This window comes from Streptomyces sp. SCL15-4, from assembly GCF_033366695.1.
In the GTDB taxonomy this organism is placed as follows: Bacteria; Actinomycetota; Actinomycetes; order Streptomycetales; family Streptomycetaceae; genus Streptomyces.
The window spans coordinates 2243767-2258658 of the sequence record NZ_JAOBTQ010000001.1 but is presented as its reverse complement, the minus strand read 5'-3'; the positions used below and the strand labels follow the sequence as shown (position 1 = coordinate 2258658).

1 protein-coding gene and 1 pseudogene are annotated in these 14892 nt (G+C 74.1%); both read left to right on the top strand.

Annotated features, from left to right (window positions below; all coding sequences use genetic code 11):
• Positions 1-15: 15 nt before the first annotated feature.
• Positions 16-5412: pseudogene (locus SCK26_RS09380) on the top strand (SDR family NAD(P)-dependent oxidoreductase); the annotation flags it as partial.
• Between the two features lie 53 nt (positions 5413-5465).
• Complete coding sequence (locus tag SCK26_RS09375; protein WP_412080726.1) at positions 5466-14891, top strand: SDR family NAD(P)-dependent oxidoreductase; 9426 nt, start codon at positions 5466-5468, stop codon at positions 14889-14891.
• Position 14892: the final 1 nt, after the last annotated feature.

Below are 14892 nucleotides of genomic sequence, written 5' to 3'. Positions count from 1 at the left end.
CGCAAGGGGGAGAAAGTGAACACCGAGGACAAGCTGCGCTCGTACCTCAAGCAGGCTGCCGCCGATCTGCACGACACCCGTGAGCGCCTGCGCAAGGCGCAGGACGACGCCCACGAGCCGGTGGCGATCGTGGGGATGGGGTGCAGGTTCCCGGGTGGTGTGGGTTCGCCGGAGGATCTGTGGCGGTTGGTGGTGTCGGGTGCGGACGCCGTGTCGTCGTGGCCGACGGACCGTGGCTGGGACGTGGAGGGGCTGTACGACCCGGACCCGGACGCGGTGGGCAAGTCGTACTCGCGGTCGGGCGGATTCCTTTACGACGCCGCAGAGTTCGATGCCGACTTCTTCGGCATCTCACCGCGTGAGGCCCTGGCGACCGACCCGCAGCAGCGGCTGCTGCTGGAGACCTCCTGGGAGGCCGTCGAGCGGGCCGGCATCGACCCGGCGTCGCTGCGCGGCAGCCGCACCGGCGTGTACATGGGCCTGATGTACCAGGACTACGGGTCCCGGATCGGCAAGGCTCCGGACGAGCTGGAGGGATACCTCCTCAACGGCAGCGCGGGCAGCATCGCCGCCGGCCGGTTGTCGTACACGTTCGGTCTGGAGGGGCCGGCGGTGACGGTGGACACGGCGTGTTCGTCGTCGTTGGTGGCGCTGCATCTGGCGGTGCAGGCGCTGCGGCGCGGTGAGTGCTCGATGGCGTTGGCGGGCGGTGCCACGGTGATGTCGTCACCGGGCCTGTTCGTCGAGTTCAGCCGGCAGCGCGGCATGTCTCCCGACGGACGGTGCAAGGCGTTCGCCGAGGGTGCGGACGGCACGGGCTGGGCCGAGGGTGTGGGTGTGCTGGTGGTGGAGCGGTTGTCGGACGCTCTGCGGCTGGGTCATCCGGTGCTGGCCGTGGTCCGGGGTACGGCCGTCAACCAGGACGGCGCCAGCAACGGGCTCACCGCGCCCAACGGCCCCTCCCAGCAGCGAGTCATCCGCCAAGCGCTGGCCGACGCCCGGCTCGCCGCCACCGACGTGGACGCGGTGGAGGCGCACGGGACGGGAACGCGGCTCGGCGACCCGATCGAGGCCCAGGCGCTGCTGGCGACCTACGGTCAGGAGCGCACCGATGAACAGCCGCTGTTTCTGGGCTCGTTGAAGTCGAACATCGGACATGCGCAGGCGGCGGCGGGTGTGGGTGGTGTCATCAAGATGGTGATGGCGCTGCGGCACGGTGTGCTGCCGAAGACGCTGCATGTGGATGCGCCGTCGTCGCACGTGGACTGGTCGGCGGGTGCGGTGGAGTTGCTGACCGAGCAGCGGGAGTGGCCCGCGCTCGAGCGGCCGCGCCGGGCCGGTGTGTCCGCGTTCGGTGCCAGTGGCACCAACGCCCATGTGATCGTGGAGCAGGGTCCCGAGCCGGAGGCGGCCGCCTCCGTCGCGTCCCAGGGGCTGCTTCCCTGGGTGATCTCGGGCAGGTCGGTGGAGGCGTTGCGGGCGCAGGCCGAAGCGTGGCGTGCGTTCGTGGCCGGGCGTCCTGATGTGGATCTGGCCGGTGTGGCGGCGGGGTTGGTGGGGTCGCGGTCGGTGTTCGAGCACCGTGGTGTGGTGGTGGGCCGGGACCGGGGTGAGGTGCTGGCCGGTCTGGAGGTGTTGGCGTCGGGTGGTGTGGCGCCGGGTGTGGTGTCGGGTGTGGGTGTCGCCGGTCGGCGTGTGGTGTTCGTGTTTCCTGGTCAGGGGTCGCAGTGGGTGGGGATGGCGGCCGGGTTGTGGGAGTCGTCGTCGGTGTTCGCGGGGGCGATGGAGCGGTGTGAGGCTGCGTTGGCTCCGTTTGTGGACTGGTCGTTGTCCGCGGTGGTGCGGGGAGAAGCCGATGCGCCGGGATTTGACCGGGTGGATGTGGTGCAGCCGGTGTTGTTCGCGGTGATGGTGTCGTTGGCGGAGTTGTGGCGGTCGTGTGGTGTGGAGCCGGCGGCTGTGGTGGGTCATTCGCAGGGTGAGATCGCTGCTGCTTGTGTGGCGGGTGCGTTGTCGTTGGAGGACGCGGCGCGGGTGGTGGCGTTGCGTAGTGGTGCGTTGGGTGTGCTGGCGGGGCGTGGCGGGATGGTGTCCGTGGCGCTGCCCGTCGAGCGGGTGCAGGGTCTGCTGGGTGAGGGGTTGTCGGTGGCTGCGGTCAACGGGCCCGCCACGACGGTCGTGTCCGGTGACGTCGATGCGCTGGAGGCGCTGCTGGCCCGGTGTGAGGCCGATGGGGTGCGGGCCCGGCGTATCCCGGTCGACTACGCGTCGCATTCGGCGCATGTCGAGCAGATCCGTGAAGAGCTGCTGGAGCTGTTGGAGCCCGTGCGGCCCCAGGCGGGTCGGGTGCCGTTCTACTCCTCCGTCACGGGTCAGGTGACGGACGGCTCCGAGCTGGATGCCGAGTACTGGTACACGAATCTCCGGCAGACGGTCGATTTCCATGGCGCGACGAAGGCTCTTCTGGCTGACGGTTTCACTGCGTTCGTCGAGTCGAGTGCGCATCCGGTGCTGACGGCGTCGGTGGAGGAGAGTGTGGAGGAGGCGGGCGTCGAGGCGGTCGTCCTCGGCACCCTGCGTCGCAACGAGGACGAGCAGCGGCGGTTCGCGCTGACCCTGTCGGAAGCCTTCGTTGCCGGGCTGGACATCGACTGGGGTCTTGAGGGTCGCACGGCGGACTTCCTGGAGTTGCCGACGTACGCCTTCCAGCGCGAGCGGTACTGGCTGGAGCCGGTTCCGTCCGGTTCGGGTGATCCGGCCGAGCTGGGGCTGGAGGGGCTCGGGCATGGTTTGCTGGGTGCGTTGGTGCCGGTGCCGGATTCCGATGGTGTGGTGCTGACGGGGTCGGTGTCGTTGCGGTCGCAGCCGTGGCTGGCCGAGCACGCGGTGTTCGGTACGGCGCTGCTTCCGGGGACGGCCTTCGTGGAGATGGCCCTGCGCGCCGGGGCCGAGGTCGGTGCCGGTGCCGTGGAGGAACTGGTGCTGGAGGCGCCGCTGCTGCTCGCGGACGAGGAGGACGTCCGTCTGCATGTGAGCGTGGCCGGCGCGGACGACTCCGGACGCCGTACGGTCATCGTCCGCTCCCGTTCCGGCGACGAGGAATGGACCGTCCACGCGCGCGGAGTCGTCGCACCCGCCGCCTCCGACGAGCAGGCCGCTCCCGTCGCCTGGCCGCCGCCGGGCGCCGAGCCCATGGACGTCTCGGCGCTGTACGACGACTTCGGTGCCGCCGGGTATGACTACGGGCCGTTCTTCCAGGGCGTGCGTGCCGTGTGGCGTGGGGCCGGGGAGGTGTTCGCCGAGGTCGGGTTGCCGTCCGGTGGTGGTGAAGGTTTCTCCGTGCATCCGGCGCTGCTGGACGCGGCCTTGCACGCGCTGGTGCTGATCGATCCGGGTGCGGAGGGTGTCGGAGAGCCGAGGCTGCCGTTCTCGTGGACGGGCGTGTCCCTGGTGTCCTCGGGTGTGACGGCGCTGCGCGTACGGCTGGCCGAGACGGGTGAGGGCGCGGTGTCCCTGTCGGCGACCGACACGGCCGGCCGGCCGGTGGTGTCCGTCGACTCGCTGGCGCTGCGCGCCGTCAGCCCCGAGCGGCTCCGGGCCGGGCACGAGAACCTCTACCGGCTGGAATGGCAGCCGGTTCCGGCCGCGCCCACGACAGGTGACGGCCACCTCGTCCTGGACACCGACCTGCGACTTCCGGCTCTCGACGAGCCGGCGCCCGCCATCGTCGTGGCCCCCGTCGTAACCGGCGAGGACGGTGTGGCCGGTGAGGCGCGGGCGGTCACCGAGCGGGTGCTCGCGCTGGTGCAGCGGTTCCTGAGCGAAGAGGCCTGGGACTCCTCCCGGCTGGTGTTCGTCACCCGTGGTGCGGTGGCGGTGCGGCCGGGCGAGGAGGTGCCGGACCTTGCGGCGGCGCCGGTGTGGGGACTGGTGCGTTCGGCGCAGCGGGAGCACCCGGGCCGGCTGTGGCTGGTCGACGGCGCCGACGAGGCGAAGGCCGCGAGTGTCGCCGTAGGAGACGAGCCCCAGTCGGCGGTGCGGGACGGCCGCTGGTACGCCCCGAGGCTGGTGCGGCACCGTGCTTCCGCGGTGGATGCCGGCGGTGACATGGGCGGGACCGTGCTGCTCACGGGCGGTACCGGCACCGTGGGTGCTCTGGTGGCCCGGCACCTGGTCGTCGCGCACGGCGTACGGCACCTGCTGCTGACCAGCCGGCGTGGCGAACAGGCCCCCGGTGCGCCCGAGTTGGTCTCGGAGCTGACCGGGCTTGGTGCCCAGGTCACGGTGGCCGCCTGTGACGTGGCGGATGCCGACGCGCTGGCCGGTGTGCTGGCGGCGATCCCGGAGGACCGTCCGTTGTCCGCCGTGATCCACGCGGCCGGTGTGCTGGACGACGCCGTGGTCACCGGACTGACACCCGGCCACCTGGACCGGGTCCTGCGGCCGAAGATCGACGCCGCGGTCAACCTGCACCGGCTCACCCGCCACCACCACCTCAAGGCATTCGTCCTGTTCTCCTCCGCGGCCGGTGTGCTCGGCAGTCCCGGGCAGGGCAACTACGCCGCCGCCAACGTGTTCCTGGACGCTCTCGCCGCGCACCGCGCCGCGGCCGGACTGCCGGCGCTGTCGCTGCCGTGGGGTCTGTGGAGCGAGCGCAGTGAGCTGACGGCCTCGGTCACCGAGACGGGCGGGTCCGGCGTGCTGGGCCTGTCGTCCGAGGAGGCGCTGAGGCTCTTCGACGCGGCGTGGGGTTCCGCGGAGCCGGTGCTGCTGCCGATCCGCCTCGACCACGCGGCGCTCCGGCGTCAGGACGCGCTGCCGCCGGTGCTGCGGCACGAGGTGCGCCGTCGCGGGAACACCGGGCAGAGCGCCGTACGGTCCACGACCACGTCCGCCCGGGAACGGCTGCTCGGACTGCCGGAGGAGGAGCGCCCGGCGGCCCTGCTGGACCTGGTGCGTACCCACGCCGCCGCCGTGCTGGGACACACCGCGACCGGCTCGGTGACGGCGGAACGCGCCTTCAACGAGCTGGGATTCGACTCGCTCACCGCCGTCCAGCTGCGCAACCAGCTGAGTGCGGCGACCGGGGTGAAACTCCCGCCGACCGTCGTGTTCGACCACCCGACCCCGGCCGACCTGGCCGACCACCTCCACGGAGAGCTGTTCGGCGGCGACGGCGAGACGGGAGCCGATCCGTCCGGTGTCCTGGCGGAGCTGGACCGGCTGGAGTCCGTCCTGCTGTCTTCCGCCGACCGGCTCGCGGACCCGGAGCGGGTGTCGTCCCGGCTGCGCGCCCTCGCCGCGAAGGTCGCCGGCACGGGCGGCGGCGACACGGACATCGACCAGGAAATCGCCTCGGCCACAGCTGACGAGCTGCTCGGCCTCATCGACAAGGAATTCGGCTCCGTGTGACCCGAACCGGTTCCGGGCGATGAGCGGCACTTCCACGTGATCTTCGAAAGGCATTGGGCAAGGCGATGGCAGAGCAGGAAAAACTCCTTGAGTACCTGAAGCGGATGACGGCCGACCTCCGGCAGGCGAACCAGAGGCTCAGCGACGTCGACGCCAAGGCGCACGAGCCGGTGGCCATCGTCGGGATCGGCTGCCGGTTCCCCGGCGGAGTGCGGTCCCCGGAGGAGCTGTGGGAGCTGGTGGCCGGCGGCACGGACGCCATCTCCGGCTTCCCGGCCGACCGCGGCTGGGACCTGGAGGGCCTCTACGACCCGGACCCGGAGGCACGCGGCAAGGTCTACGCCCGGCAGGGCGGGTTCCTGCACGACGCGGCCGAGTTCGACGCCGGGTTCTTCGGGATCTCGCCGCGTGAGGCGCTGGCGATGGACCCGCAGCAGCGGCTGCTGCTGGAGACGTCGTGGGAGGCCGTCGAGCGGGCCGGTATCGACCCGGCGTCGCTGCGCGGCAGCCGCACCGGCGTCTACATGGGCCTGATGTACCACGACTACGCCGTCCACGCCGCCGGTGTGCCGGAGGACCTGGAAGGACACCTCGGCACCGGTACGGCGGGCAGCATCGCGGCCGGACGCATCGCGTACACCTTCGGTCTGGAGGGCCCCACCCTCACGGTGGACACCGCGTGTTCGTCGTCGCTGGTCACGCTGCACCTGGCGGTGCAGGCGCTGCGGCGCGGCGAGTGCTCGATGGCGCTGGCGGGCGGCGTGACGGTGATGTCGTCGCCGGCCGCGTTCCTGGACTTCAGCCGGCAGCGCGGGCTGTCCCCGGACGGGCGGTGCAAGGCGTTCGCCGAGGACGCGGACGGCACCGGCTTCGGCGAGGGCGTGGGTGTCCTCGTCGTGGAGCGGCTGTCGGACGCGCTGCGGCTGGGTCATCCGGTGCTGGCCGTCGTCCGGGGGAGTGCCGTCAATCAGGACGGTGCCAGTAATGGGCTGACGGCGCCGAACGGGCCGTCGCAGCAGCGGGTGATCCGGCAGGCGCTGGCCGACGCCCGGCTCGGTGCCGCCGATGTGGACGCGGTGGAGGCGCACGGCACGGGGACGCGGCTGGGTGATCCGATCGAGGCACAGGCGCTCATCGCGACCTATGGGCAGGAGCGGCCCGTCGAACGGCCGTTGTTCCTCGGGTCGTTGAAGTCGAACATCGGGCACGCGCAGGCCGCCGCGGGCGTCGGCGGGGTCATCAAGATGGTGATGGCGCTGCGGCACGGTGTGCTGCCGAAGACCCTGCATGTGGGCGAGCCGTCGTCACATGTGGACTGGTCCGCCGGTGCGGTGGAGTTGCTGACCGAGCGGCGGGAGTGGCCCGCGGTCGACCGGCCGCGCCGGGCCGCCGTGTCCTCCTTCGGACTCAGCGGCACCAACGCCCACGTCATCCTCGAACAGGTCACCGCGCCCGAACCGGAAGCCGTCTCCCGCCCGCCGCACGGGCCGCTGCCCCTGGTGCTCTCGGCCAAGACCGAGACGGCCCTGCGCGCACAGGCCGAGCGGCTGCACGCCTTCGTCGCCGAGCGGCCCGGACTCGACCTGGTCGACACCGCGTACTCGCTGCTGCGCCGCCGCGCCGGCTTCGACCACCGGGCCGTCGTCCTGGCCGGAGACCGCGCCGAACTGCTGGCCGGCCTCGCCGCCCTGGCCGCCGGCGAACCCTCTCCGCACGTGGTGCGCGGCACGCGCGACGACGACGGCAAACTTGCCTTCCTGTTCACCTTCCAGGGCAGCCAACGCCTCGGCATGGGCCGCGAGTTGTACGACACCTTCCCGGCCTACGCCGCGGCCTTCGACGAGGTGTGCGCCGCCCTGGACCCGCGTCTCGGCCGGCCGCTGAAGGACATCGTCTTCGCGGCCGAGGACAGCCCCGAGGCCGCGCTGCTGGCCCAGGCCGAGTACGGCCACCCGGCGGTGTTCGCCCTGGAGGTCGCCCTCTACCGGCTCCTCGAACACTGGGGCATCCGGCCCGACGTCGTCTTCGGCGGCTCCAACGGCGACTCGGCCCTCCTGCACGTCACCGGGGCGCTGTCGCTCAAGGACGCGGCGGCCTTCGTCGCCACCCGGGGACGGCTGCTCCAGCGGACACCGCCCGGCGGCACCATGGTCGCGATCGAGGCGTCCGAGGAAGAGGTCCGCGCCTCCCTGGAGGGCCGCACCGGCATCGTGGACATCGCCCTGGTCAACGGCCCTCGCCAGGTCGTCGTCTCCGGTGACGAGGAACTCGTCGCGCGGATCGGCGAGGAGTGGCGGGCCGCCGGCCGGCGCACCCACCAGATGTCCTTCGGGCGGGCGTTCCACTCCGCGCACATGGAACCGGTCCTCGAACCGTTCGTCGCCGCCGTCCGGAGCCTGGACTTCCACCGGCCGCGCATCCCCGTCGTCAACTGCCTCGACGGCCGGCTCGCCGACCCAGACGAGCTGTGCTCCCCGGAATACTGGGGCCGCCATGTCCGGGGCGCCGTACGGTTCCTGGACGGCATGCGCACCCTGGAGGCCGAGGGCGTGCGCACCTACCTGGAACTCGGCCCGGTCGCGATGCAGTCCCTGATGGGCCGCGAATGCCTCGCCGAGGACAGCGACGCCGTGCTGCTGCCGACCCTCGCCGAGGGCCGCCCCGAGCCCGACACCCTGCTGACCGCCCTCGCCCACCTGTACGCGCGCGGCGCCGACATCGACGCCGACGCCTTCTTCGGCCGGTTCGCCCCGCGCCGCACCGACCTGCCCACCTACGCCTTCGACCACGCCCACTACTGGCTCGCCGACTCCCCGGCCACCGGCTCCGCCCGCCCCGCCGAACTGGGCCTCGGCGCCGCCGACCACCCCTTGCTCGGCGCCGCGGTGTCGGTGGCCGGCGCCGACGAACTGCTGCTCACCGGGCGGCTGTCGCTGCGCACCCACCCGTGGCTCGCGGACCACGCGGTGGCCGGCACCGTGCTGCTGCCCGGCACCGCTTTCGCCGACCTGGCGCTCCACGCGGCCGACCTGTCCGGCTGCCGCGCGATCGAGCAGCTGACCCTTCAGTCCCCGCTCGTCCTGCCCGGACAGGGCACCGTACAGATCCAGTTGGCCGTCGGCGGTGCCGACGCGACCGGCCACCGGGCACTGACCGTCTTCGCCCGGCCCGACGACGTACCCGACCGGCCCTGGACCCGGCACGCCACCGCCACCCTGGCCCCCGGCGGCCCCGACGAGCCCGGCTTCGACCTCGCCGTCTGGCCGCCGCAGGGAGCCCGGCCGCTGCCCGTGGAGGCGCTGTACGACGACCTCGCCGCCGCCGGACTCGACTACGGCCCGGCCTTCCGGGGCGTCCGCGCGGCCTGGCGGCGCGGCGCCGAGATCTACGCCGAGGTCGCCCTGACCGGCGAACCGGCCGAGGGCTACGGCGTGCACCCCGCCCTCCTGGACAGCGCGCTGCACGCCTGGAGCCTCGCCGCACCGGCCGGCGAGGACCGGCCGCGGCTGCCGTTCCACTGGTCCGGCGTACGGCTCCACGCGACCGGCGCCGACACGCTCCGGGTACGGCTGGCCCCGGCCGGCCAGGACGCGATGAGCCTCGCGGTCGCCGACCCGACCGGAGCGCCGGTGGCGTCCGTCGACGCGCTGACCGTACGACCCGTCACCGCCGACGCGCTGCGCACCTCGCCCGTCGCGGACGCCCTGTACCGGCTCGACTGGCTGCCCACGGACCCGGCACAGCCGCTGACCTCCGGCCGCTGGGCCGGTGTCGGCCCCGCCGCGGACGACCACTACCCGGACCTGGGGGCCCTCGCCGCGGCGCTCGACGCCGGTACCGCGCTGCCGGACGCCGTAATCGTCCGCGAGCGGCCCGGAACGGACGACCTGCACGACGCCCTCCACCGCACGCTGCGGCTGCTGCGAGCCTGGCTGGCCGACGACCGCTTCGCCGCCGCCCGCCTGGTCCTCGTCACCAGCGGCGCGACGGGGGAGCAGGTCACCCACCCGGCCGCCGCCGCGCTGCACGGCCTGGTGCGCTCCGCGCAGACCGAACACCCCGGCCGGTTCGTCCTGGTCGACACCGACCGGCCCGAAGCCCCGCCGACGGAGGCCGTACTCGGCACCGAGCCACAGTTCCTGGTCCGCGCCGGCACCTGGTCGGTGGGCCGGCTGGCGCGGGCCGAGGCCACCGGGGAGGCTCCGGCCACCACCGAGCCCGTCCCCGCCTTCCGTCCCGGCGGAACCGTCCTGGTCACCGGCGGCACCGGCACCCTCGGCGCCGCCGTGGCGCGGCACCTGGTGGCGGCGCACGGGGTGCGGCACCTGCTGCTCACCAGCCGGCGGGGGCCGGCCGCCGAGGGCGCCGAGGCGCTGGCGGCCGAACTGGGCGCACTCGGCGCGAGCGTGTCGGTCGTCGCCTGCGACGTCGCCGACCGGACCGCCCTCGCCGCGACGCTCGCCGCCGTCCCCGCCGCACACCCGCTGACCGGGGTCGTGCACACGGCCGGGATCGTCGCCGACGGGCTCCTGGAATCCCTCACCCCGGAGCAGGCCGACGCGGTCCTGCGGCCCAAGGCCGACGCCGCGCTCCACCTCCACGAACTCACCCGGGACACGGACCTGGACCAGTTCGTGCTGTTCTCCTCCGCCGCCGGAGTGTTCGGCGGCGCGGGACAGAGCGCCTACGCGGCGGCCAACGCCTTCCTGGACGGCCTGGCCGCCCACCGCCGCGCGGCCGGCCTGCCCGCGCTGTCGCTGGCCTGGGGCCTGTGGGGCGAGCGCAGCGGCATCACCGGCCACCTGGCCGGGACGGACCTCGCGCGCATCGAACGGGCCGGGTTCCTCCCGCTCACCGTCGAGGACGGACTCGCGCTCTTCGACGCCTGCCTCACCGCCGACCGGGCGGCCCTGCTCCCTATGCGCCTGGACACCGCGCCCCGGCCCGGCCGGGAGGTGCCGCCGCTGCTCGGCGGCCTGGTCCGCACCGCCCGCCGCGCCGCCCGGACGGCCACCGCGCCCGCCGCGACGCTGCGCGACCGGCTGCTCGCGCTGCCCGCCGCCGAACGCGACGTCCTGCTGCTCGACCTGGTCCGCGGCCACGCCGCGACCGTCCTCGGCCACACGGCACCCGACGCCATCGGCGCCCGGGCGACCTTCCGCGACCTCGGCGTCGACTCGCTCAGCGCCGTCGAACTGCGCAACGCGCTCAGCCCCCTCACCGGCCTGGCCCTGCCTCCCACCCTCGTCTTCGACTACCCGACCCCGGCCGCGCTGGCGGAGTACCTGCGCCGGGAACTCCTGGCCGAGCACACCGACACCGACACCGACCGGCCCGCCGCCGGCACCGGAGCGGAGGACGAGCCGGTGGCCATCGTCGGGATCGGCTGCCGGTTCCCCGGCGGAGTGCGGTCCCCGGAGGAGCTGTGGGAGCTGGTGGCCGGCGGCGCGGACGCCATCTCCGGCTTCCCCGTCGACCGCGGCTGGGACCTGGAGGGCCTCTACGACCCGGACCCGGGCGTACGCGGCAAGGTCTACACCCGTGAAGGCGGGTTCCTGCACGACGCGGCCGAGTTCGACGCCGGGTTCTTCGGGATCTCGCCGCGTGAGGCGCTGGCGATGGACCCGCAGCAGCGGTTGCTGCTGGAGACGTCGTGGGAGGCCGTCGAGCGGGCCGGTATCGACCCGGCGTCGCTGCGCGGCAGCCGTACCGGCGTCTACATGGGCCTGATGAACCGTGACTACCTCACCCGGCTGCGCGCCATCCCCGAGGAGCTGGAGGCGTTCCGCGGCACCGGCACGGCGGGCAGCGTGGCGGCCGGACGGCTGTCGTACACCTTCGGCCTGGAGGGCCCGGCCGTCACGGTCGATACGGCGTGTTCGTCGTCGCTGGTCACGCTGCACCTGGCGGTGCAGGCGCTGCGGCGCGGCGAGTGCTCGATGGCGCTGGCGGGCGGGGTGACGGTGATGTCGTCGCCGGCCGCGTTCCTGGACTTCAGCCGGCAGCGCGGGCTGTCCCCGGACGGGCGGTGCAAGGCGTTCGCGGAGGACGCGGACGGCACCGGCTGGGCCGAGGGCGCCGGTGTGCTGGTGGTGGAGCGGCTGTCGGACGCGCTGCGGCTGGGACATCCGGTGCTGGCGGTGGTCCGGGGGAGTGCCGTCAATCAGGACGGTGCCAGTAATGGGCTGACGGCGCCGAACGGGCCGTCGCAGCAGCGGGTGATCCGGCAGGCGCTGGCCGACGCCCGGCTCGGTGCCGCCGATGTGGACGCGGTGGAGGCGCACGGGACGGGGACGCGGCTGGGCGACCCGATCGAGGCGCAGGCGCTCATCGCGACCTATGGGCAGGAGCGGCCCGTCGAACGGCCGTTGTTCCTGGGATCGTTGAAGTCGAACATCGGACATGCGCAGGCCGCCGCGGGTGTGGGTGGCGTCATCAAGATGGTGATGGCGCTGCGGCACGGTGTGCTGCCGAAGACGCTGCATGTGGGCGAGCCGTCGTCGCACGTGGACTGGTCCGCCGGTGCGGTGCAGTTGCTGACCGAGCGGCGGGAGTGGCCCGCGCTCGACCGGCCGCGCCGGGCCGCCGTGTCCTCCTTCGGACTCAGCGGCACCAACGCCCACGTCATCCTCGAACAGGCCCCGGAAACCGCCGAGTCCACGTCGACGGACCTCGGTCCGGTTCCCTGGGTGGTCTCCGGCAGGACCGAGGCGGCGCTGCGCGCACAGGCCGAGCGGCTGCACGCCTTCGTCACCGAACGCCCCGGACTCGACCTGGCCGCGGCCGGACACGCCCTGCTGACCACCCGGACCACGTTCGAGCACCGCGCCGTGGTACTCGCCGAGGACCGCGCCGAACTCCTGCGCGCACTGGCCGCCGTGGCCGCCGGCGAACCCGCCGCCGAGGTCGCCGAGGGCCGGCGCGGCTCCGGCCGGCTCGCCGTCCTCTTCACCGGCCAGGGCAGCCAACGCCTGGGAATGGGCCGGGAGTTGTATAACACCTACGGCGTCTACGCCACGGCCTTCGACGAGGTGTGCGCCGCTCTGGACCCGCACCTCGGACGGCCGCTGAAGGACATCGTCTTCGCCGGCCCGGACAGCCCCGAGGCCGGTCTGGTCCACCAGACCGGATTCACCCAGCCCGCCGTGTTCGCCCTGGAGGTCGCCCTCTACCGGCTCCTCGAACACTGGGGCGTCCGGCCCGACGCCGTGGCCGGGCACTCCATCGGCGAGCTGGCCGCCGCGCACGTCACCGGCGTCCTCTCGCTGCCGGACGCCGCCGCCCTGGTCGCGGCGCGCGGACGGCTGATGCAGGACCTGCCGGCGGGCGGCGCCATGGTCGCCGTACAGGCCACCGAGTCCGAGGTCCTCGACCTCCTCGGCGAGGCCGGCGGCCGGGCCGGTGTCGCCGCCGTCAACGGGCCGGCCGCCGTCGTCCTGTCCGGCGCCGAGGACGCCGTGCTGGACCTCGCCGAACGGCTGCGCGGCCTGGGCCGCAAGACCAAGCGGCTGGAGGTCAGCCACGCCTTCCACTCACCGCTCATGGACCCCATGCTGGACGCCTTCGCCGAGGTGGCGCGGAGCGTGCGGTACGGCGAGGCCGGGACGCCGTTCGTCTCCACCGTGACCGGCGGACCGGTACCGGCGGAGGAACCGGGCAGTCCCGAGTACTGGGTACGGCACGTACGGCAGCCCGTGCGCTTCCACGACGCCGTGAACGCGCTGGCGGCCGACGGGGTGACCACCTTCCTGGAGGTCGGCCCGGACGGCGTGCTGTCCGCGATGGGTCCCAACTGCCTCGCGGCGGACGCCGCTTCCGTCACCTTCGTGCCGAGCCTGCGCGGCGGCGCCGACGAGGCGCAGAGCCTCACCAAGGCCGTGGTCCGGCTGCACGCGCACGGCGTCGCCGTGGACTGGGCGGCGTTCTGCGGCACCCCGGTGGACTGGTCGGCGGCGCTCGACGGACCCCGCCCGCCCCGCACCGAGCTGCCCACCTACGCCTTCCAGCGGCAGCGGTACTGGCTCGACGCGCCGCCCGCCGGGCCGGAGGACCTGGGCGCGGCCGGGCTCGGCGCGGCGGACCACCCGCTGCTGGGCGCCGCCGTCGAACTGCCCGGCTCCGACGGAATGGTGTTCACCGGCCGCCTCGCCGCCGGCACCCACCCCTGGCTCGCCCAGCACACCCTCGGCGGAACACCGGTGCTGCCCGCCTCGGCCGTGCTGGAGACGGTCCTGCGCGCCGGGGACCGGACCGGCTGCGGCGCGATCGAGGACCTCGCCCTGGACGCGCCGCTCGTCCTGCCGGAGCGGGCGGCGGTCCAACTGCGGCTGACGGTCGGTCCGTTCGCCGACGGCCACCGCACCGTCGAACTGCACACGCGGCCCGAGGGCACGTCCGGCCCCGGCGGCTGGACCCGCAACGCCCACGGCACCCTGAGCCCCGCCGCAGAGACCCCGCCCGTGGACACCACCCTCACCACCTGGCCTCCCACCGGTGCCGCACCGGTCGCGGCCGACGAGCTGTACGGGCTGCTCGCGGCGGCCGGACTCGAACACGGTCCGGCGTTCCACGCCGTACGGGCCGTGTGGCGCCGGGACACGGAGCTGTTCGCCGAGGTCGCCCTCGGGCCGGACGAGGCACGGGACGCGGCGCGGTACGGCATCCACCCCGTCCTGCTGGACGGCGCGCTGCACCCGCTCGGCCTGACCGGTCCGGCCGGGCCGCTGCCCGTGTCCTGGTCCGGCGTGACCCTGCGCGCCACCGGGGCCACGAGCGTCCGGGTCCGGGTCGCCCCGGTCGCGCCGGACGCCGTCTCGCTGCTGCTGACCGATCCGGCCGGACTGCCGGTCGCCTCCGCCGACCGGGTGACCCTGGGCCCCGTACCGGCCGACCTGCCCCGCCCGGCGGCGGACCGCACCGCGCCCGCGTCCCCGCCGGCCCGACGCACGGTCACCGCCGCGCCCGCCGCGGCGCCCGGGGCCAGGGAGCGGCTGCTCGCGCTGGCACCGGACGAGCGGGCCCGCACCCTGCTGGACATCGTCCGCCGGGGCACCGCCGTGGTCTTCGGGCACACCGGTCCCGACGACGTGGACCCCACGCAGTCCTTCAAGGACATCGGCATCGACTCGCTCACCGCCGTGGAACTGCGCGACCAGGTGACGGCGGCCACCGGCCTCCAGGTGCCGCCGACCGTGCTGTTCGACTGCCCCACCCCCGCCGCGCTCGCCGAGCGGCTCGCGGAGGAGGCCGCGGCCGAGCTGTCCGGTGTTCGCGCACTCCACCGCGAACTGGACCGGCTGGAGGAGCTGCTGGCCGCGCTGCCCGGCGCCGGCCCGGAACGCGAGGAGATCCACGCCCGGCTGCGGGCCCTCACCGGCGCCCCGGAGCGGCCGGTGGACCGCGCGCCGGCGACCGACCTGGAGTCGGCCACCGCCGAGGAGATCTTCGACCTGCTGGACGCCGAACTGGAGTCGCCGTGAG